This window comes from Chryseobacterium wanjuense, from assembly GCF_900111495.1.
Classification (GTDB): Bacteria; Bacteroidota; Bacteroidia; order Flavobacteriales; family Weeksellaceae; genus Chryseobacterium; species Chryseobacterium wanjuense.
On record NZ_FOIU01000001.1, the window covers coordinates 1,988,262 to 2,013,285 of the forward strand.

The 25,024-nt window shown below is 40.3% G+C and carries 22 protein-coding genes; all 22 read right to left on the bottom strand.

The window, feature by feature from the left end:
- Positions 1-34: 34 nt before the first annotated feature.
- A complete protein-coding gene (locus BMX24_RS08920; protein ID WP_089791702.1) occupies positions 35-418 on the bottom strand; it encodes a DUF2750 domain-containing protein in 384 nt (127 codons plus the stop codon).
- A 9-nt stretch (positions 419-427) separates the two neighbouring features.
- Positions 428-4,120 carry a DUF6443 domain-containing protein gene (locus tag BMX24_RS08925; protein ID WP_089791704.1) on the bottom strand — a complete coding sequence of 1,231 codons (3,693 nt, stop codon included), beginning with the start codon at positions 4,118-4,120 and terminating at the stop codon, positions 428-430.
- 8 nt (positions 4,121-4,128) lie between these two features.
- Positions 4,129-7,359, bottom strand: a complete 3,231-nt coding sequence (locus BMX24_RS08930; protein WP_089791706.1) for a hypothetical protein — start codon at positions 7,357-7,359, stop codon at positions 4,129-4,131.
- Between the two features lie 9 nt (positions 7,360-7,368).
- Positions 7,369-8,910, bottom strand: a complete 1,542-nt coding sequence (locus BMX24_RS08935) for a T9SS type A sorting domain-containing protein (RefSeq protein ID WP_089791708.1) — start codon at positions 8,908-8,910, stop codon at positions 7,369-7,371.
- Positions 8,911-9,764: 854 nt separating this feature from the next.
- Positions 9,765-10,196 carry a TraQ conjugal transfer family protein gene (locus tag BMX24_RS08940; RefSeq protein WP_089791710.1) on the bottom strand — a complete coding sequence of 144 codons (432 nt, stop codon included), beginning with the start codon at positions 10,194-10,196 and terminating at the stop codon, positions 9,765-9,767.
- A 19-nt stretch (positions 10,197-10,215) separates the two neighbouring features.
- The gene (locus BMX24_RS08945; protein WP_089791712.1) at positions 10,216-10,776 is read right to left on the bottom strand and encodes a conjugal transfer protein TraO; all 561 of its coding nucleotides are present in this window, start codon (positions 10,774-10,776) and stop codon (positions 10,216-10,218) included.
- Between the two features lie 24 nt (positions 10,777-10,800).
- Positions 10,801-11,742: a conjugative transposon protein TraN gene (traN, locus tag BMX24_RS08950; RefSeq protein WP_228404755.1), complete on the bottom strand. Its 942-nt coding sequence runs from the start codon at positions 11,740-11,742 to the stop codon at positions 10,801-10,803.
- Between the two features lie 47 nt (positions 11,743-11,789).
- Positions 11,790-13,091: a conjugative transposon protein TraM gene (gene traM, locus BMX24_RS08955; RefSeq protein WP_089791714.1), complete on the bottom strand. Its 1,302-nt coding sequence runs from the start codon at positions 13,089-13,091 to the stop codon at positions 11,790-11,792.
- The gene (locus BMX24_RS08960) at positions 13,078-13,383 is read right to left on the bottom strand and encodes a hypothetical protein (protein WP_089791716.1); all 306 of its coding nucleotides are present in this window, start codon (positions 13,381-13,383) and stop codon (positions 13,078-13,080) included. Before BMX24_RS08960 ends, traM begins: the two co-directional genes overlap by 14 nt.
- 26 nt (positions 13,384-13,409) lie before the next feature.
- Positions 13,410-13,823 carry a hypothetical protein gene (locus BMX24_RS08965; protein WP_139176804.1) on the bottom strand — a complete coding sequence of 138 codons (414 nt, stop codon included), beginning with the start codon at positions 13,821-13,823 and terminating at the stop codon, positions 13,410-13,412.
- 9 nt (positions 13,824-13,832) lie between these two features.
- Positions 13,833-14,456, bottom strand: a complete 624-nt coding sequence (traK, locus tag BMX24_RS08970; protein WP_089791720.1) for a conjugative transposon protein TraK — start codon at positions 14,454-14,456, stop codon at positions 13,833-13,835.
- Positions 14,457-14,562: 106 nt separating this feature from the next.
- Complete coding sequence (gene traJ, locus BMX24_RS08975) at positions 14,563-15,576, bottom strand: conjugative transposon protein TraJ (RefSeq protein WP_089792856.1); 1,014 nt, start codon at positions 15,574-15,576, stop codon at positions 14,563-14,565.
- A gap of 22 nt (positions 15,577-15,598) precedes the next feature.
- Complete coding sequence (locus BMX24_RS08980) at positions 15,599-16,228, bottom strand: DUF4141 domain-containing protein (protein ID WP_089791722.1); 630 nt, start codon at positions 16,226-16,228, stop codon at positions 15,599-15,601.
- Between the two features lie 61 nt (positions 16,229-16,289).
- The gene (locus BMX24_RS08985; protein ID WP_089791724.1) at positions 16,290-18,791 is read right to left on the bottom strand and encodes a TraG family conjugative transposon ATPase; all 2,502 of its coding nucleotides are present in this window, start codon (positions 18,789-18,791) and stop codon (positions 16,290-16,292) included.
- Entirely contained in the window at positions 18,788-19,120 is a 333-nt protein-coding gene (locus tag BMX24_RS08990) for a DUF4133 domain-containing protein (protein ID WP_089791726.1), read from the bottom strand. The genes BMX24_RS08985 and BMX24_RS08990 overlap by 4 nt, the downstream gene beginning before the upstream one ends.
- An 11-nt stretch (positions 19,121-19,131) precedes the next feature.
- Positions 19,132-19,437: a DUF4134 domain-containing protein gene (locus tag BMX24_RS08995; protein ID WP_089792859.1), complete on the bottom strand. Its 306-nt coding sequence runs from the start codon at positions 19,435-19,437 to the stop codon at positions 19,132-19,134.
- A 246-nt stretch (positions 19,438-19,683) separates the two neighbouring features.
- Positions 19,684-20,421, bottom strand: a complete 738-nt coding sequence (locus BMX24_RS09000; RefSeq protein WP_089791728.1) for a LytR/AlgR family response regulator transcription factor — start codon at positions 20,419-20,421, stop codon at positions 19,684-19,686.
- A gap of 11 nt (positions 20,422-20,432) precedes the next feature.
- On the bottom strand, positions 20,433-21,956 hold the full coding sequence (locus BMX24_RS09005; RefSeq protein ID WP_170835677.1) for a sensor histidine kinase: 1,524 nt from the start codon (positions 21,954-21,956) through the stop codon (positions 20,433-20,435).
- A 717-nt stretch (positions 21,957-22,673) separates the two neighbouring features.
- Entirely contained in the window at positions 22,674-23,144 is a 471-nt protein-coding gene (locus BMX24_RS09010) for a conjugal transfer protein TraD (protein ID WP_228404757.1), read from the bottom strand.
- 164 nt (positions 23,145-23,308) lie between these two features.
- A complete protein-coding gene (locus BMX24_RS09015; RefSeq protein ID WP_228404759.1) occupies positions 23,309-23,599 on the bottom strand; it encodes a DUF3408 domain-containing protein in 291 nt (96 codons plus the stop codon).
- 7 nt (positions 23,600-23,606) lie between these two features.
- The gene (locus BMX24_RS09020) at positions 23,607-24,014 is read right to left on the bottom strand and encodes a DUF3408 domain-containing protein (protein WP_089791736.1); all 408 of its coding nucleotides are present in this window, start codon (positions 24,012-24,014) and stop codon (positions 23,607-23,609) included.
- A 4-nt stretch (positions 24,015-24,018) separates the two neighbouring features.
- The gene (locus tag BMX24_RS09025) at positions 24,019-24,786 is read right to left on the bottom strand and encodes a ParA family protein (protein ID WP_089791738.1); all 768 of its coding nucleotides are present in this window, start codon (positions 24,784-24,786) and stop codon (positions 24,019-24,021) included.
- Positions 24,787-25,024 lie beyond the last annotated feature (238 nt).

Below are 25,024 nucleotides of genomic sequence, written 5' to 3' on the forward strand. Positions count from 1 at the left end.
CAAAATAATACGCTGATTTTTTTTGTGTAATTCTTTATTCTATTTTCTCCAATTCTTCATCAAGATCACGTCTAAACTCATTAAGACTGACAACAAAACCCGACTTTCCATTAATAGGAAATACATTGATTAAATAATTTTCAGAAGCAATAATATCAAACAAATCATCCTGTAAATCCTCTAATGTCAGCTTTATGGGCTTACAATTTTCCCAACCTTCATTTAAATTAGAAATTACAAATTCTTCTGCCGTCCAAAATGAAATAAGAGTAAAATTATCTATATCAGAAAGTGCATAACTACCATCTTCATCTATAATTGTCCATAGTTCTTCAAAGTCGGCAATTTTCTTTATAAAATACTGATACCTTTTTAGAGGCTCTAGTTTCAAAATATTTTCAAATTCTTTACTGTTCATAATGTATATTTAATCTTTTTTTACTGGTCTTTCTTTATTTTTTCTACCACCATTATCATACTTGTGTTGTCTTCTATGTAAAACTCTATCTTGAAGATTTGAATATTCATAAGAATAACCTTTGGCAGCTTCTCTACCCCTTTCATGAGCTAAATCTTTTCCCGGAGGATTTCTAATGGTTGTCCTTTTTCCTTTTGTAACTTTATTTATGTCGGACTTTAACCATCCTTTATCTGCTTTTCCCAACTTAGGATCAGTTGATAATTCTCTTAATCTCGCCTGTTTCCCGCTTCTACCTTTATTTGAACTTGCTGAAGAATTATTCTTATCACTCTTCATGTGATCGATGGTATTCTTCAGAATAACACCAGCTCCTGCAACTTCAATAGTTCCTTTTAAAATAGCACCACCACTTATTGTAGCTCCTGCAGCTCCCGGAATACTGCCTACTCCCGTGCTAGACGCTGCTCCCGACACTGCTAATCCTGCTGTACCACCTCCGATACTTGCACCTCCGTCTACTGCCATGATAGCACTTAACGCGATAGTAGCACCATGACCATTATTTACACCATCTCTATACTCCTTAGAATTGACAGCGTATTTATTACGAAGGTTAGTTCCTAATATATTGTCAGTAACAGTAAGGGCGAAACCTTTCAAATGCTGACAACAATTCTCTACCGTTTCTTCAGGCGCATTACCGTCAGGATCGGTAAATTTAATAGGATTGTTAAGCCCAAAAGCATACGGTGAGATATACGGCATTTCCTCTGCCTCTGCGTCTATCTGTCCAAATCGCTCAACTTCCTGCCAGTAAAGACGTGCCTCAAAATCGTATGCCCCAAATTCCTGTAATTCTTTCTTACCAAACTTGTAATTTTTAAAACTACTTTGTCCGAAGTAAGCATTCCCTGTTTTCAGGTGATTCATCCCAAATGGGTAATAATCGTTGCTGTCAACAATGGTTAGAGCTCCTGCGCTGTTTCTTGCAAAACTTACCCTTACATTTCCTAAGTGGTCTTTGTACTGGTAAATATATTGATTTTTTACATAATCATAAAAGCCCTCTTCCGTCGGGAAAAATTGCAGATCAGGAGTTTTTGTTGGCGTCAGACTTCCCGTCCATTCACCACCGATAGGTTGTATCGTAGGATCAGCAATTTCAATTGGTGTAAAAGCCTGCGGTTCGAAAGCTCTTGTTATCATTCTACTTTCCGAACCACCGCCACCATCATTTCCTCCTGTTATGTTGTAATACTGGAAGCCATCTAAATAATCTGTTGTTTCTTTTGAGGAGGTTGTTCCACCAATACCGATAGATGATTTCGTAGTTTCTTTTCTTACTTTAATTCCGTCTGCACGGTATTTTGTTGCAATATCTGTGGTAACCTGGCCAAGATTAATATTTACAGAATTAGGACGATTCAAATAATTATAACCGATGCTCGCAATGCTTTTATCGATCATATTTTTCATGTTTCCGTTTACATCAAAATCAATCGGGTTTCCGGCTGTTCCTTCGTAGCCTGTAGAGTTTCCGCTGTTATCCTGTATTTTAATAGCCTGGTTTCCTAAGTACGTGTAATCAAGGTTGTCAATTACCGTCGCGGTATTGCCTCCGTATTCCATTACAGAAGTCCTGTAAAGGTTAGCAATATTCCCGTTTGGATCATAGCTCAGGGATTCTGTGTTTTCCTTGCTGTAAGGATTGTTTGGATTCTGATAAAATCCTGCAGTCAATCTATCCAGTTTATCATACGCGTAACCGTATCTTTTTGGTGTCGCAGATGGATTTACGCCTAATGTTTCAACCGCTCTCCAGTCTACCTCAGCAATGTTTCCGTTGTATTTTGGTAACACATTCTTTCCTGAGAACTGAGCAGGATCAGGGTTTTCGATTCCGTCTCGGTTGGTGTATTTGATCTTATAGGAGAATAATTTTCCGCTCAGATCGGAAACGCCCATCTGATTTTTATTAACGTCTGTCAACCATCCACGAATATTATAATCATAATCAATACTCTGTAAAGGTGCAGATCCGGAAACAGCACCCACTTTTTTATTAATCAATTGGGAAAGATCATTGTAAGAGTTTTCAGCCAGTAATTCCTCAGGATTGCTGTCTACCTGATGAAAATGTTGCAGAAGCCTATTCTGGCTATCATATACAAACCTTTCCTGTACCGTTACTCCTGTCTCTCCTTGCTTTCTCAGGTGATACGTATTTTTCTTTTGTGGAACTCCAGCAAAATCAAGCTCTGTTTCAGTCTTTGTGTAACCACCTAAATGATTAATAGTGCTGGTGGAAATAAGCCTACCCATCGAATCGTAATAATTATAGGCTTTCGTCCAATTATTGTCTTCAATATTCTTTACATAAGAAGCTGTTAAAATGCCGTTTGTGGAAGCATCATTATTAGCATCTAATGTCTGAGGGAGTACATATTGTCCTAAAATAGTCTGAGGGATCGGCGGAGCTTCAGACGGATAGCTGTCGTAATAATTAACCGTTAAAAGGGTAATCCCCGCCGAAGGAAAAGCCAAATTCCTGTAATATAAATTCGTACCACTTAGAACAATAGGGTTGGTAATTCTGGTTTCATTGTTCAATGAGCTGGTCGTGATCGTGTTTACCTGATTCTGTATCGTTTGCCTCGAATCGGAATTAGGATAAAACCCCGTATACACAACACGCCCCGACTCATCATATTTATTGAAAATCCAGCCTTTTGAATTAAAGTTATTATTTACGGTTCTTAAAAGTCCATCCTGCGTTAGCACCAACCTGTCCTGTTTATCATAGACAGAATACTCCCAATCTTTACCAGGTAATTTCTTCTCAACCTGCCTATCAAGTCCATCATATCGGTATTGATAGCAGAGTTCATTTAAAATGTTATCTGTGATAATATTATTATTCTGCTCAATCTGCTTTACGGCTTTGGGCGGAATGATAAACGCCTGTTGATTGTATTCATTGAAAACGTAGTAGGTATCAATATTCTGCGATCCGTCATTTCTGCGGATTAAAACCGTTTGCCCTCTTCCATTTTGATATTGAACAACAGCATTCCCATCTTCATCCGTTACTGTGTTTTTATACAATGTCCCAGCAGGATAGAATCCTGAATTAGCAGAAGATACAGACAATGCAGAAACCGTATTGGAAACACCATTTACGGTATTCGTAGAGGTCGTTGTGAAAAATGCCTTAACTTCATTTCCCGTATTGGCTTCGTACTTGAATTTCTGCGTTTTCCCCGAACTCATTTTCCATGCTTCACCAGGATTTGCCTGTTGCAATACTCTGTCTAATGGGGAATTTTCAATTTCTTTTTCTGTAAAGGCATTGGATACTCCATAATAGGAGTTCGCGGTACTTTCATTGGTTATTCCCGAATGAATCAATGAGTTTTGGGTAGCCACCGGAACAGGTAAAATATTTTTAACCTGTCTTCCGAAGCCGTCGTAGGTAACGGGAGTCACCAAATCTTTTCCGGTCGGCGTGCCTTTAACATTAATAATCTGTTTTGCTCTTCCTAATCCATCGAAATAGGTTATGGTTTCTGATTTCTTAGTACAATCATCATTCAAACAGGTGATAGACTGCACATAATTATCATTGGACTGCGCATAACTCATTCCTGCGACTAGTAAGCCGAGAAATGAAAATGCTTTCGTTATAATATATTTTTTCATATTCGTGATTACTGCTTGTATTGGTATTTATTCTTTTTAACCGTTTTTATAATATTTGTTCCTGAGGTATTCTTCATCCTGACATTTCCATCCTTAAGCGTGCCGAACGAATCATATACAAATATTTGTCTGATTCCCGATGGTGGTGTAATGCTGGTTACTCCAATCAGAGGATCATAAGTGTACGTCGATACCTGCTTACCTGCCAATGCTGATTCTTTTCTGAAACCGTTTAAAGCATCCAGTAATAGATTTTCCTTAGTCGGATCAGATGCATCACTATCGGAAGCCGATATAATAGCTGAGGTTGAAGACAAAGCACTAACCTGAGCATAAGTCAATCCTTCTACTTTTACAATGGGTTCAGTTTTATTATATCCCCAGATGATGGTTACAGGAACTCCATCTTTAGTGGTGTACTGAACAATATTTCCTTTATCATCGTACTTGTCAAAAGTTACATCTGTTGATGAGATGTTACTTAACACATCATAGGATTTTTTGGATAACGGCAATACTAAATTTCCGGCTTGGGTTGTAGGAAGTGATGTTGGGTAAATCGTTTCCTCCCGCTCTAATGTTTTCGTAACGCTTCCATTTGTTTGGGTTTCTGTAGTTTCCAATGGAATACCGATCATGTTTCTGTCGATCATGAGCTGGTTACTTTTTTCATGGGCGTAGCTGTAGCTGGTTTCGTTTACGACAGCATCGGGTTGAATATTTTTTTCTTTAGTGATTCCAAAATGTAGCGGGTTATTGTAGAAATAATGCAACTCTGTTTTTATCGGATTGAGCCCGTTCGTATCATATTCAAAGATTTTCTTTGAAGACAAATAATTAAACTCACTACGTGTCTGGTAACTGTTTACCGAATAAGAATTCTGATCCGGCATCTGAGTTCCGTCAGAGGTATCGGTGTCCGTAATTCTTTTATACAACTTTCCTACAAAATTGTCTATCTCTTTATCAAAAACAGGATTTCGGGAATATAGATATTCCTCTGATCTAAGGGTAATAAACCCTGTCCCTTCTTTTCTTATCGTATTCTTTTTTAATGGATTCCCTGCAACTAAAGAATTGGTAAAGGCTGTTCCTCTTATTAGTTCCTCACATATTGGGACTGGGACTCCATCCTGAGCTGCATTGAACTCATTTACAATTCCTCCTCTTTCAAAATTTTCTCCGAAACTTTCTATTACGGTCGGGTACATAATAGAGTATCCGTCCAAAGAGAATACACTGGTCTTGAAATTAGAATACATAACGTACTTTTCTTGTGAATCTTTAATTGTATGGTCTACATTACGCATATAATTCGGATCCATCGTTGCCGGAATCCCTGAGCTTTGTTCAAGGTTTTGCAGGGTTCCGTAATAATATTTTTTGGTGTGGATGTTTCCTGAATTATCATAGTCCAGCGTTTTTGCTACCCTTACCCCACCAGCAGGTTCGTTAACCTTAATCGCGTAGGGTGCACCAGCCGGAGCCTGTACAAAAGCATTCGCCCCCAAACATGGTCTCAGTACCTTGCTTTTAATTTTGTAGTTTACCCCTGCAACTAAATTAACTGCCGTATTTGCGGGTGTCTCGTTAGTGGATAAGCTTTTTATAATCGCCCCTGTATCTGCATTAATGATAGTAGCAGTGACCTGTGGCGGGTGAACGGGATCATCTTCTCCGCAGTCTCTCCAAGCCACAGCGTACAGCGTAGCGGTAACACTTCCTGTTACGGTAAAGACCTGAGAAAACGCCTCGTATCCATATCCTACGGATTCCGAAATCGTAACATCGGCTAAATTCTGCGCGGGAGGGGTAATCGTTTTATCTCTTAAAATAGAGTTTGCCTCATAAATAAACTCAGTTCTTCCTTTTGTGGGGTAATAAATATTTTTCAACATCCCTTTTCTGGTGTACTCAAAATCCGGTTTTCTATTGGAAGATATATTTTTAAAAGCGTGATAAACAGCATCTGTATTATTAATGGGATCAGTATTTACAGCATTATTATAAATGATGTTTTGATTATTTGCACCGTTTAAATACCCGTAAATATCCTTAGCAAAAGAATGTCGCGGGGCTAACTCATCAGGCGAGTAATAATCAAATGAATACCTTGTAATACTTTCATTACTCGGTGTTATCTCCTTTATATCCTTTAGGAAAATATGCTTTTCATTCGCATTGGTATAAGCATTAAACAAAGATGTGCTTACCGCAGGAGATACAAACGAATCATAACTGAAAGTATATGTTTTTAAAAGGCTCAAACCATTGTAAACCTCAACAGAGATGAGCTGTTTGGATTCAGTTGAATTAACATCAATTTTCTGGTAATTAAATTTTAGCTTTTTATTATTGATCATAACTTCCTGCAAAAATGGGACTTCATGGCGAAGTTCATTATAACAAGGAGTCTGCAAAACAGCATTGGAAAGAGAAAAGGAAGTTCCACCTGCAATGGCTGTCTGATAATAAGATTGTTTATACTGAAAGTTCTCTTTCAGGTAGCTGAATGATACTTCCTGTCCTTCTACTGTTTTTATTTTTGTCAAGTACCATGAAGTATCGTTTAAAACCGGAGGGACAACACCTCCGCAGTAACTCCTGTTAAAAGAACTTTCAACAGCGCTTTCCCCTCCATAATAATATTCTGTTCCATCTGTATCGGTAATTTTAAATTTGGGAGTACTGTTGTTGGGAGAAGCCAGCTTTTCTATTTTAATATTGGAAGGATTGATTTGTATAATACTATTTCCGTCAAAGAAAAATTTCCCAGCACCACCCGAAAAACTAAAGCTGAAAATATCTTTTTCCGTATCTGCCGTTCCCGTCGAAATTAGGGTAGCTTCAGGACTGTTTACATTACAAAGATCATTGGTATTTACATTGTAAAAAGGAAACTGTAAATCGTCCAGATCGTTAACCTGTCTTGAAATGACACCTCCTGCTATTAAATTCCAGTCGATCCCCAGTTGTTTTGAAACACCATCAACCTGAACCCCGTTAGAATTGTAGGTAGCATTGACAGGAACAGAGATTCCTCCTTCTTCCAGTGTATATATATTTAAATTGATATTCGGTGATCCGGTAAACATCCCGATCGGGACATTTCCGTATTTTCCAAGTTCGGAAGCCTGTGGCGAAGATGGAACTATTTTAGGTAAAAAATCTTCGTCTTGTGTTTGGGCATAGCAGAATTGCGTAGCTATTAAACCAATAGCTATTATTATTTTTTTCATAATTGTATTTTACTTTTTGATGAGTTTGGCGTTTGCCGTTTTGTTCGTGTCTGTTTTGATGGTGATGAGGTATGCGCCCTGGATGAGTGACTGAGTATTAATTTTAGTCACCTTATTTTTGGTTTTCAAACTTTGAAGTTGTCGACCTGACATATCGTACAGCAGAATATCTGCATCTTGAAAATCAAAACCTATCTCTACATAACAATAATCAGATACAGGATTCGGATAAATCTTTATATCTTGTTTTTCGATTAATTGATCAATCTGTTTATCTCCTAATTTTACGATTTTCCAATTCTCTTTTCCAAGCTCCTCTGCACTGGTGCCGGCCAGAATGATCGATCCGTCCCTGTTTAATTTGAGGTCTGAAAGCCTTTCTTCACGCTTACTCGACTCACCTTTGACATATTTTCGCCATTGTTCCTTTCCGTCCTGATCCAAATACAGCATCCAGAATTTCTCATCATCAGTTTTAATATCTCCCTCCGCTTGCGTGTAGCCACCTAATAACATTCCTTTCGAGGTTTTATCATCCGAAGAATGTAGAACACTCATTCCCATTAAAATATCTCTTCCGCCAAAATTGTAAGACTTTTGCCACTGCTCGTTACCTTTTTCATCAAGTGAGATTATCCACAAATCCGTACCTTCAGTGATACCGATAGATTTATTTCCTGATCTTTCAGATCTTGATTCTCCGCCGATTACATATCCTGTGGATGTTAAGGCTAAGGTTCTTAAATGGTCATCCTCTTTTCCTCCGAAATTCTTTTCCCATTCAAGCTTTCCATCTTTAGAAATTTTTATCACCCAAAAATCTCCTTCACCATAATTTTCCGTTTTCTTTGTGCCTCCAATATTCCCTCGGGAGTATATCCCTAAGAGTGCTCCACCATCTTTTGTTGGAATCATTTTAGTGACTTCATCAAGCGCTTTAGAACCTAAGATAACCTGTGACAATTCTTTTCCATCCTTATCCAGTCTTATAACCAAAACATCTTTTGAACCATAACCTTTGGATGAATTCTGTACATTACCCGCTACAAAGAATCCTAAATCTGTTGTTTGAATCACAGAACGCGCTTCTTCATCAGCTCTGGTTCCAATGGTCTTTTGCCACATTTCGTCTCCAAATTCATTAACTCTTACGAGCCATAAATCTGAACCTCCTTTCGAATCCTCCTTCTTGTTATGATTTTTTCCGGAAAACGAAGTTCCCGATAACAAAAAGCCACCATCCTGAAGAGCCACGGTTGCAGTAACGTAGTCATGATTATTTCCAACGAAATACTTTTCCCAGACTTGCTCTCCTTGCTGATTCAATTTTATCAAATGATAATCGAAACCATTATTTTGTTTGTTATCTCCTTGAAGCTTTTCGGATTGGATCGAACTTCCTGTAATTAGGTATTGTCCGTCAATTGTGGTGGTAACCTGGCTTAGAAAATCCTGTGTCGAGGATTTAATATCTTTTTGCCAAACCACTTGTTGTGAATAAAAGTTGGTCATAGCACATATTATAAATGCACCAACGTAATTTTTTTTCATAGGCGTTTGAATTATTTTGAGGTTGCTAACTTATATTTTTCATTTTTTTCTCACAATGGGTAAAATCCCCATATTTTACATGGGATTTTTACGGGGGTGTAAATTTTAAACTACATCAACATAACGTTATCTTATAGTTGCTTGTTTATTTGTATTGCAAAACTACAAAGGCAAGGCGTCAGAACTTGTCGTATTAAAAAAGAAGCATAAAAATTTCCACATAGAAATACCATTCAGACACTACTGTTAATGTACAACTGCTTTTTTCCAATAAAAATTTGGTTATTCACTCTGACACATCCAACAAAAGTTCAGAAATTATCTTTGGGGTTTACCAAAAAATGTCACGATATAATACATGCTGACAATTTCAATCCAACGGAAACCAGTAAGCTGCAGCCATGAACCCAGATTAGATAATAAACTTAAAGATTGTATTCTTTTTGCGAAATTGACGATATAATTTAAGGGAGGAATGTTCTTCCGAATATTGTAGGGCTATATAGAATACCCACAATAAAGTAGTCATTTTTTTTATTCATCTGTGTGTTGTTAAAAATTATCGAGTGTAAAAGTAATAATTCAATTATTTATATCACCCTCATTTGAACTAATTTTGTATGCTAAGAATAGTATTTGTTAAAAAATTCAGTTTTTTTTTAACTATGAATCCACGTTCGATGCCCTATTTTTCTCATCATTCTTGTTACACGAACAACATGCTTCGAAATCCCAACTAAGACTTCAATTATGTCGTAATGTGATAGGGAAAATAAAAAGCCGGAGTAAAAACTCCAGCCGTTTCATACCTGATCTCGATCAGGCTTCATTTAACCCCAACCTTCAAGTATTTGCTAAAAATCAAATGAAAATTCCATCGTCTTTTCATTCCCAAAATTATCGTAGACCCATATCTGGAATTCATGAGATCCTTTTGACTTTGTTTTATAATAAAGTGTAAAAGTATCTTCAGGGATAAGGTAGGAGAAGTTAGGTTTAAAGGGTTTGTATGAAGGAAACATGAGCGCTCCTTGACCTTCATACTGAAAATAGCGGATCGAATATTGTACGGCATTATACTGCCCTTCTCTTTTGATGTGACAGAGGATCTCTACTGTCTCCTCACCGCCAAGCTCCGTAGGAACTGGCATAACTTCCAGTTCAAAGGGAAAATTAGTCTGTATTTCGAGCTCCTTTTCACAGGAACTGGTGAACATCACTGTAATTAGGAAGAAGAGCAAAAGCTTTAGCTTTCCTATGCTACATGTTTTGATATTTATTCTCATTGTTTTTTATTTTTTTGGGTTAAAAAATATACCGAATGCCGAGTCCTAGTCCCGGTCTTACGTGTTCAACCGAAGTTCCAAGCAAGTATTTTGCATGACCTCGAAGCAGAATAATCACCCGATCTCCAAGATAGGTTTCTATGGACAGGTTCATACCTCCTCCGTAGACAAAGCGATCGTCATTGAGGATCAGTGCCCCATTGGAAAGCAGCTTATTACTTTTGTTAATGACCTCGTAACCGCCGACAGCGAACAGACCCAGATTTACGGAGAAGGTCTTTCTCCAATCTCCCAATACATACAGGATATAACCTCCTTCCAGGGTATAGGTTTCAATAGGAATACCAATCGTTTCAAAAACCTTTTTCTTATGATTATATTCTACCGCCAGGAACTGATAGTTCCCTTTTCTTTTGTTAATAGTCATTCCCACGCGGGCAAATAAGAAATCATGCATAGGTTTTCTTCCAGAAACAATTCCTGCCGAAAGTTCAAGTCCTTTTTGACCTGGCAGCAGCCGTTGCGCATGAGATATAGCGGAACTCATAGTAATCAAGAATATTAAAAGTATTTTCTTCATAGTATAATGATTGTATAGTTAATACTATTTGAAATCAAGGTGCATCTGTTTAACAGGACGTGCTTTAACCAAATCGGCATTTTCAATTCTTAGGAACTGGTGCCGTCCTCCGTTTTTCTCATAAATTTCAATTACAAGCAGCTTATCATCCGGGATGGTCATCTGTTCCAGCAGGTACACATTTTTTTGTACTGAAGTTCCATCTACCTGGCTGAGCTCCAAGTACTCCCTCAGAGGCTTAATGACCCGCTCCTGCATGACGGTACGTTTGGCTATTTTTTTATCCAATACTTTAAAACTGATAAAATCAATAGCAAAAGGAATATGCGTTGCGTTTTTAAACTGAAGAACGAAATAGAGCTGTCCGTCCAGTGTGAAGATCCCTTTAAGAAGTATCTGGATACCGAAGCTTTCGGAACCGATGTGACGAATAATGGCCTTGCTCTGCTGATATAATGTCTTCATCACAAGTCCCGGAACTGTTGCCTGTCTGGTTCCCAGTTCTTTAAAAATAACAGTATTCTGTCCTTGCCTTTCGACCTGGTCTTTATTCAGATGCTCACCGGAAGCAAAATTCAGGGTAAGTACATCAGGATATTCACTAAACCATACATTGAAATTGTAAAATTTACCGTCTTCGGTAATGACTGAGAGATTGCATCCGTTCTCAAAATTCTTGACTGCTGCCTTTACACGCAGTACATTTTCAGCTTCTTCGGCTTTTCCCGCCGTAATGTTCTCACTTCCCAGATCAACATAGCGTATGGCAGAGGGAAAGATAATGTGAGTAGTTTTATCATAGGTTACCAGGAGCTCATGAGAAGCTATTTTACCGTACGCTGTATCTGGTGGTGCAGCTACTGTATCTGCCGGTACCCTGATCGTGTCTGTCTGAGCTTTCAATCCGATGGGTACCATCAGCAGAAGGATCAGAATAAGCAAAATCGTTGTTTGAATTTTTTTCATTGTTACATTGTTATATTGTTGCATAATTTGATTGGTATACCGATTTATTATTTCTTCGGCACCAGGAAAAGGAGATACCCCGCTTTGACCGTGACCTGAGAGGTTCCTATCCGTTTTGAGATATAGCCCGTAGTTCCCTGTACAATGCCTTTCGTCAAATCTGAAATGAGTTGCTGGCCTGTCGAAGAACTCAATACGATATTGGTTCCTGCCGACGTGCTCATTCCGGAAGCGATTTCTTTCATTGCATTCACATCTGGGGAATACAGAAGATTAAGGCCTGCTTGTCCATCCAGATCGTATGCGGAGAGATCAACAGGTACAATATTGCCTTTGAACTCAACAGAAGTAATCTGCAGCCCTAGTCTTCCGTCCTGAAGCTTTGCCATCGCCGTGAGCAATGTTCCTGCAGGAAGGGTCATCCTGGCGATCCTTGCGCCTTCTAAAAGGCGTAAGGAAACGCTGCTCCCCATAGTAACGGTCTTTGTCTGGTGTACACAGGCACGGATACTGTTTCGTAAAATCTGTGACTGAAAACTGGATTCGGATGAGTGACCATCAAAGAACCGTTTCTCAGCTCCCTGTAAAACTGATGCTGCAAAGTCCTGGTCACTTTGTTCGTTAGCTCTGTATAGTGACGATACCACATTTTTTTTTGCAGTATATACCGGTTCGACATAACGCTCGGTAGGAGGGGTGGCTTTCTTCACTGTATCTGTGTTCGTTTTTTGCGGCATTAATTGTGGAAGGTACTTGGCAGCCATCTGATAGGATTTTTCCATCATCAAAACAGGGTCCTGCACCAATGTATTTTGGGAAGAGGCATCATTGGCCCTGTTTCTTTCCTTAAGCTCCCGTAGTTCTCTGCGTAGCTTCTCATTCTCAGGATCAGATTGATAAAAACTGCCCAATGTCTGTTGTATCTCGCGATAATTTTTCACACCCTGCGAAGTGGGATTAGCGTTTTCCATTTCTGCATCACCTTCGATATATCCGTTGGATGTGTCGGTGCCGTTATTTAAATAATCAGATAATGAAAGCATGGCTTTACGTCTTTCGCTCTCTTTCTTTTCCAAAAGCTCCTGCTCGTACGCTTTTTCCTTATCACCCGTCAGTACCTGGTCATCAGCCTGGGGAACAGAATTATTGAGTCCTGCGTCTGATAGTTCCTTTGCATCTTTATTAGGACGGAAGATAAGATACAGGCAGCCCACGCAAACTACTGCCATCAGTGCATAGATGATTAGCTTTTTGAGTTTTTGCCGACGTTCCTCGGGTGAACGTTCTTCCTTCACCCTGCCTTCACTCGCTTCCCGTACAAAAACTCCTGTGCTTTTATTGTTTTCCATAGTCTATTTTTTTAAAGGTTGAAACACTGTCAACTTCTGGTGGAATCACTATCCTTAGGCTTTGTCTAAACATCGGAGCAGGATTTTGGATATGCTTGATAACGATCTCTTTTTTTTCGTCTTCATCGAAGTATATCCATGTGAGTACTGTTACGGTCATGAGAAAGTAGATGGCTGAAAGAAGCAGGATCAATCTAATTCTCTGTCGCTCATTAAGAGTATTGCACCAGGCATTGATTCTCGATGGCAAATTGCCTATCTTAATTTTTTTGCTGATATTCTTGTTATTCATTTTTATTCGATTTAAATGTGTGATGTCTACAGTCTTCGGGATTTCCCTTTTTTCTGATAAGAACTCTCTACTAATGCCATCAGCTCTTTAGTCGTAGGCAAAGAATCAATGGAGATATTAATGAGTTCCGATTTGTTCAATGGAGCCGCCTGACCATTCTTTTTTTCAGTAATCATTTTGCTTATAACCGGATTTTCTTTTTGTAAGTTCATCCACAGATTACATACGATATAAGACTGATCTTCCCCATTCCAATGGAGATACGTACTCAGCCATAAATCCGGGATCGTTTCTGCTTTAGTATCTTTAATACTTTTCAAATAGTCGTCAATGATCTCCTTTAAAGTTCCCGGCGAATCCCTTTCGGACATAAACATATTGGTAAAGCCTTTTCTTTGAAAGGCGTCAATCAGTGCGTCTCTATGTTGTGTACTCTTCATGATCATTTTTTATCGTTCGACAACACGGAGATCCTTATTCTCGAGTACATTGAATTTCTCAATGATAAATCCCTGAGGATTGGATTCGGATTTCACCGAATTAACCAGAAAGCAGCTGGTGATAAGGCTTCGCTCGGTAATATTGCTGCTGCGCGTAATGTACTGTCTGGCATACGTTTTAACAGCATATGGATACGTATTAAACTGGCATTGAATACTGTCAATCTCGATCCGCTGCTGAACATTCCCCGAGATCAGGCTATTGTAATAGCCTTTTTCCGAAAGGTCTTTATAGTAGTTGAAAGCACTTTGATCCGAAAGCAGAAAAGCCCTTTTCATATTACTTTCAATTGCCGTCTTATCGGGCGCCAGAGTGAAGAAGAGTTCATGAAATCTTTTGACATGCTCATGAGCTTCTACCGGGCGGTTGATCTTAGCATCCTGTGATAAGGCCAACATCAATGACTTTCCTTTATCGAGCACATAGATCTTCTGGCGCTGTGCCTCAGCGAACTGATAAGATTTCCAGATGGCAAAAACGCTAACTGAGAAACAGAGTCCTGCAAATAGAAACGCAAAGAGCCTGGTCTGTTTAAAGCTGTTTTCTATATTTCTTAAGATTTTAAATTCCATTTTGTTTTTCTTTTGATTGATAAAAAAGCCGGTCAGGCGGAATCTGGAATATTACAAATCAATAACGCTTTGCGTTTCCGCCCTTCCGGCATTACTAACACCAAGACTACTCTTTATCCATTAAGCCTCCTTTAATTCTTCCCATCGCATTACCGGCAGCAGCCCCTGCTGCACCGCCGGCCAAACTTCCTGCCTTCATTGCTGTCTGGTTGACATTGCGTCCAAAGTTACCCACACCGCCTCCGGCCTGGATAACCCAGCCTGTAACGGTTGGAATAGTGAAGTATCCCACAATGCCTATCAGCATGAAAATGATGTACGCGCTATTTGAACCGTCCGGAATAAAATTGGGATCGGAAAGCTGCTCAATATCATTCTCCACCATCAGAACCTGTATCTTCGCGAGCATACTGCTAAAGAGGTCTGCAACAGGCAGCCAGAGATATACACTAACGTACCTGGATATCCACTGAGTCAGGGTGGATTGAAAACCATCCCAGATGCTGAGTGCAAATGCCAGCGGTCCCAGAATCGACAGTACAATCAAAAAGAATGTCCGTATCGTATCGACGACCAACGCAGCTGCCTGAAACAAAATTTCTACCAATTCCCTGAACCAATCGCGGATACCTTTCTGCATGCTGTACATTCCCCTTTCCACATACATACCTGCCATCGTCGCAATATCAGAAGGAGACCATCCCAGTTCTTCCAGTTTCTTATCAAACTCTTCATCTGAGGCCAGGAAAGCAGTTTCTGGACTCCGCAAGAGTGCTTCCTTTTCCAGCTCATCTTTCTGCGCCTGCAGCTTTTGAAGATCCAAAGTCTGTCCTTCCAAGATCTGGTGTGTACCACTTACCACAGGACTCAACACCGAATTAATGGTACCCAGGACAATGATGGGAAAAAACATTACACACAAACCCACAGCAAAGGGGCGGAGTAATGGAAACACATCGACCGGTTCAGCGCGGCTCAGGGACTGCCATACCCGGTAGGCCACATAAAACAATGCCCCTAATCCTGCTATGCCTCTTGATACTCCGGTCATTTGTGAGCACAAAGGCATCATTTCGTCATACAGAGAGCGCAAAACCTGATGCAGGCTCTCAAATTCTATTTGTAGTACCATAAGAGATTTTTTACCAGTATCTTAATTTGTCCGTACCATAGAGCTTCAGCACCCTCGATGCGTCATTCTGTTTTTTGGCTCTCAGATAACTTACCGAAATATTTTTATTGGTGTAGTATCTCACCAGGTTGTAATATTCCTTTACCTCTTTATAAGTCTGGTCAATCAGATCCATACGCTCCTTATCGTTCATTTCCAATCCTGAGCCGCTGACAATTTGTTTCAGGTCTTTGAGAAGACCCGAGCTTTCTTTTAGCAATTGCGAATACCCAAAAGCAATGGCACTGACTTCCTGTGGTGAGAAATTAGGATCACTGAGCATTTTCTTGAAATTGGTCACATACATCTCTGAGATGTCTCCCACCATAAGTACCGTCTGCTGGACTTTTCTGGCATCTTTCACGAGGTTGTTGACTGATTTAAGCTTGTCATAATATTCTTTACCCTGTGAATACACTTTTTCGACTTCCTTAAAGTTTTTCACCACATTTGAAACTGTGGAAGAAGTCTGCACGATCTCGTTGGCAGAGTTAAGGATGCCGGAGATGAGATTTCCCGGATCAGTCACTACAAACTGCGCTTTTACTTGGGAGATGCTCAGTAGTACTACTGCAAAAAGCATCATCATTAATTTTTTCATTGTCTTATTTTTTTAAATTCTTTTAATTTTATTCAAATACACTTAGGGTTACTCACCATGGTTACCCACTACTCTTCTTTTCCGCAGCTATCCGCTTGATGGCTCCCTCCACATCACCGCCCAGCTCCGAAGCAAGCTGCATCACTTCATGCTTTTCTGCTTCTTCAGTGGTGTAGGCTAAATAACATTCAAGACCTACTTCAGTCGCATAGACCGCAGAATGGGTTCCACCCAGACCGATCCAAACTTCTTTATACAACCGCCTCGGATCATTATTCTGATTGATGGAAAGAATCTCACCCCGTTGCTTATCGGTAAGTCCCAGCATACTTTGGATCTCATCAAACCTGTTCATATATTTACGCTGATCCAAAAGGATTTTGCAGTCAGAATTATTAATAATCGACTCTTTGACGATTGGAGAATGAATGATGTCATCCACTTCCTGCGTTACAATCACCATTTCGCCAAAAAATTTGCGGACGGTTTTCACCAAATACTTAAGATATTCGGCCATACCTTCCCGCGCGATGGCTTTCCAGGCCTCTTCAATTAATATCATCTTTCTGATGCCTTTGAGTCTTCGCATCTTATTAATAAAGACCTCCATAATGATGATTGTGACCACGGGAAATAGAATTCTATGATCCTTAATGGCATCAATCTCAAATACTATGAAGCGTTTGGAAAGAAGATCGAGCTGCTTATCAGAATTCAGCAGGTAGTCATACTCCCCGCCTTTGTAATAAGGTTCCAACACATTGAGGAAGTTCGCCAGGTCAAAGTCCTTTTCCCTTACTCTTTTTTCTTCCAGTATTTTGCTGTACTCTTCACTTACGAATTGATAGAAGCCATTAAAACATGGCTGATGTGAAGTATCTTTCTTAAGGAATTCGATATACAGGTTCACTGCATTTGACAAAGCCACTTCCTCCGCCCTTGTCGGGGGCTCATCATCACGTTTCCATAAGGTCAGGATCAACGTTTTGATGCTTTCTTTCTTCTCAATGTCGAATACGCGGTCATCTGTGTAAAAGGGATTAAAGGCAATAGGATTCTCTTCCGTGTATGTAAAGTAAATCCCGTCTTTCCCTTTGGTTTTTCCTTTTATGAGTTCACACAACCCCTGGTAGCTGTTTCCCGTATCCACCAGCAGTACGTGGGTTCCCTGCTCCCAGTACTGCCTCACCATATGGTTCGTTAAAAAAGACTTGCCACTACCACTCGGACCCAAAATGAATTTGTTACGGTTGGTAATGATCCCGCGTTTCATCGGAAGATCGGAAATATCCAGATGGACAGGCTTGCCGGTTAACCGATCGGACATTTTAATGCCAAATGGAGATGGGGAATCCTGATAGTTTGTCTCTGCGGTAAAAAAACATAATGCAGGTTCTATAAATGTGTAGAAACTTTCCTCACTTGGAAAATCTCCCGCATTGCCAGGAATACCGGCCCAGTACAAAGTGGCTGTATCAACGGTATTGTGTCGTGGCTTACATTCCATGAGTGCAAGTGCACTGCCCACATCATTTTTGATCTGTTTTAATTCTGCAGGCTCGTCTGACCATGCCATCACATTAAAGTGTGCGCGAATGGAAGTCAGGGAAAATGAGTGCGCTTCATTCAGGTAACGTTCAATCCATTCCTTATTGATCTGATTCGCGCGGCTGTATCGCGAAAGCGAATGCATGTTTTTTGCCGAGCGCTCAAACTTTCTGAGGTTCTCTTCGCTGTTATCGATAAACAAATACTGGTTATACATATGATCACAGCTTAGCAATAGTCCGACAGGAGAAGCAAAGGATAACATACAGTCGCTTCGGTCGGTAGACAGCTTATCGTAAACTGATGCCGGTCCAACTTTGGAAGGCAGATCATCAGTATCGGAAAGTGTGTGCAGGCATAGCCTTTTATTGCCGATACGCATTTCTTCAGCGCCCAGGCACAGATCTTCCAAAGTGCCTGTGTTAACAGTCGATAACGTCAAGTACTCTGAAAGAAGACCTTTTTTATCTTCTGTTCCTAATACTTCTTCTTCGTTCATCCTTGTCAGCATTACAAAACCGCTGTCATTCATAATTCTTTCGAACTGCGCTACTGCTTCAGCAAAGCGGTAGGCAGATTCCCTATTCATTTTTTCTTTCGGAATTAAAACCCCTTTACACAAGCTTGAAAAGTTACTCTGCCTGCGCATGCGTTCTTTCGAGGATTGTGTAATGAACAGGTAACAGTGGTGGTTTAAAAACGGACGCTCATTAAAGTGTTGCTGATAGCTTCGATGTAAAAAGCTTGCATCTTCCTTATCCATCTCAGGCTTATACTTCTCACTGATAAACCAGTCCTGCTTGTGAACAATACAGTATTCAGGCAGCGTCATTACAGCCTTCTGCCATGCTGAATGGATGATGATATACTCGTCGGATGCTGCAGTAAAAATCTCAGGTAGCGTGACTTTAAAGCATGCTGTAATATCCGCTTCTTTGGAAATGAGAAAACCGTCTTCCATAGCCATCAGCGGAAACTTGCTTTCCAGGGTCGTTATTTTCGCTGTATTTCTCATACGTCCTGGTTTTTCATATTGGCATGGAAATACCGATATACAGCCTTTCGCGAAGTAATATATTTCGGATGCTTTTTTCTTCCTGCCAGCTTCATAAGTCCGTGCTGTCCATACTTTCTGTTTAGATGGAAAGTCTGCCAGACGATACAAGATGATCCGATACAACCGATGCTAATGCACAGGTATGGAGAAACTCCGGCCATGTAAAGGATCATAACCAGGATCAGTGTTCCAAGCAGTCCACCTGCGAATACAAACAGATACTGGGCTTTTAATCCCTGGAACTCTACACTTCGTCCAATGCCTTTATTGATGTTATAACTACTCATTTCGTAAAGGCTTATAGGAAAAATGATCGTAAAATGGTCGCTGCCACAATCAGGAAGATGCAGGCGCCGAACCAGCTTCCGGCGGTTTTCCCTGTGTCCGGGTCGCCACTACTGAATTTGTTGTACACCTTTACCCCGCCAATGAGTCCGACGACCGCCCCGATGGCATAAATTAATTTGGTCGCGGGGTCAAAGTAGGAAGTGACCATCTGGGTTGCTTCATTAATACCGGCAGAACCGTTTCCCTGTGCCATCAAGACTGTGGTTGCCAGCAGCATCGTTCCCGTTAAAAGGGATTTTTTCTTTCGTTTGTCCATGATTGTAAATTTTATTGGGTGAATCATGGAACAAATGTATCAGGCATGAAAACGCGCACTGGAAGCTTGTCTTCAGGGAGTCGTGTTTGGCAGTACTATTCATAATAGTCAGTAGCCATCATTATGATATGAGGAAATGGGAGGTTAACTTGAGAACATAAAAAAGCCCTTTTAACATGTAAAAGGGCAAAGTGGTTTCTGGATTATTATTTAGGATGTGCACATGGTAAGAGACATTGTAACCTACTATCCGATTTTGTGGAGAAATTCCCTTACCAGTATTTTCTTTCTGGCAGAAACGGGAATCAAAGTCCCGTCGATGAGCTCTATATATCCTTCCTGAAAGTACTTTCTGATGCAATCAACATTGATAAGATAAGACTGATGGCAACGCAGGAACTGACCGGGTGGTAGCAAAAACTCATATTCCCTGATGACCTTAGAAACCATTAAGGGATTTTCTCCCTTGATGTAAAAGGTTGTATATCCTTTATCACTGTGACAATATATAATATCATGGGTGTTGACAATCTGCGTGTGGGCAGTACTTTTTAATGCCAGTCGCAACGGCGGGTTCCTGTCGGTAAAGTATCCGGCAGAAAGCTGCAATTGCTGCCGCGTAAACCGGTATTCTTCCGCTTTTAGAAAACAGCGGTCTATACTATTTTTAAATATTGTTTCATCAACCGGCTTTAAAAGGTAGGCGAAGGCACCCAGATTGAGGGCATCAACGGCAAACTGCTCATAGGCAGTAATAAAGATAATAGGTACCGTAAGATCCATATCCCTAAAAACTTCAAAGCTGCTTCCATCCTTAAGCTTTATATCAGCCAGGATCAACTCTGGCTCCAACTCCCGGATTTCTCGTCGTGCCTGTGCTACAGTAGTGCTGTAGCCAACGATCTTCAGATAAGGAATCTCCTGAATTAGGGTGATCAAGTGTTTCAGAATATTGGTCTCGTCTTCGAGCAGGTATACTTTCATGATTAACGGATTTACGATTGCAGTAATGGCAGGTAAAGATTGACCAGATAACCTTTTCCATTTTCCATTATCTCAGGCCTTGCCTCAAAATAAGCCAAACGCTTTTCCTGATTAAAAAGCGTATCCAGGCGTTCCTTTATAATCGACTGCGATAATGATTTTTTAAGTGATGTTCCCGCTTTTTCTACTCCTGTTCCGTTATTGTAAATGCTGATATGCAGCTGATCTTCCTTCTGTATAAAGCTAAGACGTAGGTTCCCTTTATAATCAATATTTCTAAACCCATGTTCGATGGCATTCTCCACAAAGGGCTGTAGCAACATGGGAGGAATCAATACCGCTTCCATAGCAATGTCTCCGGTTTCGATGATATATTCAAAAGCTTCTTTAAAACGCATCTGCTGTAGATGAATATAATTTTCCAACGCTTCAATCTCTTCCTTTAGGGGAATTACATCTTCCCGGTTAAGTTCCAGTGTTGAGCGCATGACATGTGAAAAAGCCCTCAGATAGGCAGCAGCCTCCCGCTTGTCTCCACTGCAGATAAGCCCTTGCAAATTGGCAATGGAATTGTAAACAAAATGAGGATTCAGCTGCAGCTGCAGAACCCTTTGTTCTAATCTCAGTTTTTTGTTTTCTATCAACAGCTTTTCGTTCCTTTCCTGAAGCAGCTTACGGCGGTACCGGTTGTATAGATACAAACCAATCATACTGGTGATCACCAAACCACCCGCAAAAAACCACCGCTGTTGGGAGATGATTTTTCTATTCAACCGACCGGTGGCTTGTAAAGAGGCAATGGACTGGTCTTTCTTCTCGGTCTGAAATTGTGTTCTGAGTTCCTCAATCTTCTCAGCTTGTGCATTATCCACATTACGCCCGAAAATTCTAATGGAAGAATCCAAGGCCCAGGTTGCGTTTTTATAATCCCTTTCTTTTTGATATACTTCGGCAAGACTCTCATACACCCACAACAGATCGGTGTTTGGATGTTGCCTGGACCAGGTAATCGCTTCCTTGTAATAATGGATGGCAGAATCCATCTGCCCGTTGTATTCAAAACTTGTAGCCAGGTTATTGAAGGCATACATTTGCAGTATATCATGGGACTTTAGATAATTGAACAAAAGACGGCTATTTTCTACCGCTTTCCCGAACTGACCCTCACTTGAAGAGATCTGCGACTCATAATCATAGGTACGCATCAGGGCTAAGCTGTCCCCTATATCCTGAGCCAGTGTACGAGCGCTGTCCAAATATCGACGCATAGCCTCTTTTTTACCAGTACTAAAGGCCAGCATACAAGATATATCAAAGTACCGCTGACGGATTATTGGGCTGTAACGAAGGGGATGATGAGCAAAATACAAATTCGTGTATTCAATACATGGCCCGATATTTCTTTGTGTATAATATGATTTGGCTAAAAGATCATAGAGCCTATATAGGAAAATGCTTCTGTGTTTTTCAGCCTTCCTGATAGCATGTAAAATTCCTGTGACGGTCTCCGAATTAACTACCCTGCCATTCCCCATACCAGCATCAAATAACAGAAATTGCTTCAATACTGCCAGATCGTTTTCTGATGTATCAGCAACCATCTGTCTGTAATGATAAAGTGCAGAATCGTTATATTCTGATAGCTCTAATTCCCTACCCTTGAAATAATGATAATATGGATTGCCCGTATCACCGGATCGTTGGAGCTTGAGCAGTTCTTGCTTGACCAAAGCATTACGTTCTTCTTTATCAAGGGTATCTTCCGAGAGGATTAAAGGCAGGTAGTACCGGGACCCTTTGTTGGAGAAACCGTTAGACGAATTTGAATTAGAACCGGCTTGCTTCTGACAGGAAGTGCCAACGAAAAAAAGAATGAATATTTGGAGTACAAAGGGCTTACAATACCTGAACATACCATTGAGCTTTGCAAATGGTGAAGAAATAGGATTTTTATTTTATCTATTGTTCTTCTTCAAATGGACTGCCTCTAAGATTCCGGCAGAAGTATTTCCATGCCTGAGAGTATCGCATTGAGGGGTAAAGGTATTTATATGTATACACGGTTATCTGATGCAAAACAATATACCTTTTTTGGCCGAGTATTTCATGGTAAAAATGGGCTATTTCATAGTGTTTTTAGACATCGGTTTCGCCCGTGTTAAATTAGTGACCATCATCAAGAAGCATGTTGTATTCAACCCCCTTTTTCTTATATAGACCTGTATTCTGGTTAATCAAAAAAGGACTTCGCTTTACACGAAGTCCCCGATGTTAAAATCCATCAAATCACTTTTCCGCACATTGGATGAACCGGAATCCGCACCCTCAGAAAGTCTGTTGTCTAACAATTCTGCCATTCTCTTAGAAGCTCCTTCCATTGAATTTTCTAAAAGGCTGAATAATTCGGTTCCCTGAATCTTGTGAACTATCCTGACCGCTATATCTTTGTCGGATGCTTCCAGCACGTCCTGCTGAATGATCATCCCCACGGCACTGAGTTCTTCAAAGGTCACGCCTGTCGCAAAACCGTTTTCGCCTTCGAAAATTCCATATCCACTCCATTCTTCTTCCTCTTCTTGTAAGTCGACGCCTTCGTCGTATACATTATCCGGTTCTTCCTGCGGAATTTGAATATCGACGCCCTCCCCGTCGATTTCTGAACTAAAATTATTGACTTCCGGCTCAGTATCTTCATGATGGCTTTGTACAGTTGGCTTTGGCACCAGCTGGCGGGATACTGCACCGATTTCACCCATAATATCTAGTTCTACCACAGGGGGTTTCTCAGGATCTTTCTTCTTATTCAGTCTCTTCCTAAAAGTGACATTGTTTTCCAACAACAGAATAATAACAATCACTAGGCATATCAGAATCAGTGTTTCCATAGCTAAAAAATAGGCTTGATCTTACTGTTGTAATCTCTTATGATTTCCTGTTTAAACATTTCAAAATGCTTCACTAAGATATTATCCAGATAAGCGTACAAAGGGATTTTATCACCTCCGATGACATATGCAATACGCGACAGACGCTCATGAAATTCAGGACGGACATAAATTGATTTATCACCCCTTTTCTTCATCGAATCCTTTTGTAAAAACATTTCTTCGTAGCTCTGCAATTCACTGGTACCGCTTTTCTCAAAAGCCTGTACATTTTTTTTTGTATTATCTTCCATAATATTTTTATAATATTGGTTTATACTTATTGTTAAAACTTCCTGTGATCTGATCTCCAAATTCCTGAAAATGGTATTCCAATACATTATTCAGATAGGCATAAATCGTGATCTTATCTTCACCGATCACCTGAACAATGCGGGTAAGCTTTTCATGGAAATCGGGATGTATATAGACCGATTTGCCATCACGGGCATTGGTTTCGGCTTTTTTGAAAAATATTTTCTCGTAGTCCCCATCACCTCCTTTCTTCCCGCGTCCCCTTTCTTTGCCTGCAGGCTTTTCCGGAACTTGTTCGGCCGGTATTTCACCTGGCTGCTGCATACCTTCTTTTTTTACTCCATCAGCCATCATCGACATCATCATCTGTTCATCGATTTCCGGGATTATTTTTTTCCTCACTTCTCTCTCCATAGCACTATAATTGAATTGTTCTTAAAAACAGGTTCATAAACTGATCCAGCCGGCAGCCTTTCATCAGCTTTTCATCGGGCGGTAGCAAGGTTGACCGGAATACAGCTTTAGCATCACCTTCACTTTCCTTTCGGAAACGCATGCTGCTGGTAATTTTACACGACATCAGAGTTAATCCCAGTTCCTCAATGAGTTTATCATAAACATCATATAAAGGAGAACGTTCCCGTCCATCAACCTGGTTCCAGAACAGGTTGATCGACTTAAGAGAAGTGTCTCCCTTTTTCATAACAACATCCTGCATCAGCTGGGTGAAAACTAGGGTACTTTCCATGACCACACGGTCTGCGGTAATGGGCGTAAAAATGTGATTCATTCCCGCCAGGGTCTGTAGGATTCCCGGTGTATTAACTGTTCCTGGTAAATCAAAAAAGATTACATCAATAGGAACAGCTGATGATTCCATAAAATCATAAGCGCTCTCCAATACTCCTTCAGCTTTATGCTGCATGATCGGATAGGCCTTCTTGTTAATGGTTGTAAACTGCTTGTAAGCAATTCTTTTCAGTGCTTCATTTTCCATCACCGAAGCCAGATCACGGCTTCGCATTTTCATAATGCTGTGCTGGGGAAAGTCACAGTCATAGACGGCCACATTGTAACCAAGCCTGTAATGCAGGGTACTTGCGGCTAATGCCGTGAATACACTTTTGCCTACGCCTCCCTTCTGAGACGAAAAAGCAACAAATACTGTTTTGTGTTCTCTTGTCATTGTTGTGATTACTTTTAAATATGTATTTATGTATGTTTATTTATCCATACCCATGTATATCCATGCTTCTGTGTGCTGAGCACTATGTAAGGATCTATGTTTCCAATTCTGTACAGCATTATGCATCTACCTATAGCTAAACATTTTCATCTACATAACTGCATACTGCTCCATCTTCGGATGTATCCTTCCACATACCCAATTAGGTGCTCACATCTATACCCATGTACTCCAATAC

Coding starts and splice junctions, on each gene's coding strand:
- BMX24_RS08920 (WP_089791702.1), bottom strand. CDS start 418: ATGAACAGTAAAGAATTTGAAAATATTTTGAAACTAGAGCCTCTAAAA.
- BMX24_RS08925 (WP_089791704.1), bottom strand. CDS start 4,120: ATGAAAAAATATATTATAACGAAAGCATTTTCATTTCTCGGCTTACTA.
- BMX24_RS08930 (WP_089791706.1), bottom strand. CDS start 7,359: ATGAAAAAAATAATAATAGCTATTGGTTTAATAGCTACGCAATTCTGC.
- BMX24_RS08935 (WP_089791708.1), bottom strand. CDS start 8,910: ATGAAAAAAAATTACGTTGGTGCATTTATAATATGTGCTATGACCAAC.
- BMX24_RS08940 (WP_089791710.1), bottom strand. CDS start 10,196: ATGAGAATAAATATCAAAACATGTAGCATAGGAAAGCTAAAGCTTTTG.
- BMX24_RS08945 (WP_089791712.1), bottom strand. CDS start 10,776: ATGAAGAAAATACTTTTAATATTCTTGATTACTATGAGTTCCGCTATA.
- traN (WP_228404755.1), bottom strand. CDS start 11,742: ATGAAAAAAATTCAAACAACGATTTTGCTTATTCTGATCCTTCTGCTG.
- traM (WP_089791714.1), bottom strand. CDS start 13,091: ATGGAAAACAATAAAAGCACAGGAGTTTTTGTACGGGAAGCGAGTGAA.
- BMX24_RS08960 (WP_089791716.1), bottom strand. CDS start 13,383: ATGAATAACAAGAATATCAGCAAAAAAATTAAGATAGGCAATTTGCCA.
- BMX24_RS08965 (WP_139176804.1), bottom strand. CDS start 13,823: ATGAAGAGTACACAACATAGAGACGCACTGATTGACGCCTTTCAAAGA.
- traK (WP_089791720.1), bottom strand. CDS start 14,456: ATGGAATTTAAAATCTTAAGAAATATAGAAAACAGCTTTAAACAGACC.
- BMX24_RS08980 (WP_089791722.1), bottom strand. CDS start 16,228: ATGAAAAAATTAATGATGATGCTTTTTGCAGTAGTACTACTGAGCATC.
- BMX24_RS08985 (WP_089791724.1), bottom strand. CDS start 18,791: ATGAGAAATACAGCGAAAATAACGACCCTGGAAAGCAAGTTTCCGCTG.
- BMX24_RS08990 (WP_089791726.1), bottom strand. CDS start 19,120: ATGAGTAGTTATAACATCAATAAAGGCATTGGACGAAGTGTAGAGTTC.
- BMX24_RS08995 (WP_089792859.1), bottom strand. CDS start 19,437: ATGGACAAACGAAAGAAAAAATCCCTTTTAACGGGAACGATGCTGCTG.
- BMX24_RS09000 (WP_089791728.1), bottom strand. CDS start 20,421: ATGAAAGTATACCTGCTCGAAGACGAGACCAATATTCTGAAACACTTG.
- BMX24_RS09005 (WP_170835677.1), bottom strand. CDS start 21,956: ATGGGGAATGGCAGGGTAGTTAATTCGGAGACCGTCACAGGAATTTTA.
- BMX24_RS09015 (WP_228404759.1), bottom strand. CDS start 23,599: ATGGAAGATAATACAAAAAAAAATGTACAGGCTTTTGAGAAAAGCGGT.
- BMX24_RS09020 (WP_089791736.1), bottom strand. CDS start 24,014: ATGGAGAGAGAAGTGAGGAAAAAAATAATCCCGGAAATCGATGAACAG.
- BMX24_RS09025 (WP_089791738.1), bottom strand. CDS start 24,786: ATGACAAGAGAACACAAAACAGTATTTGTTGCTTTTTCGTCTCAGAAG.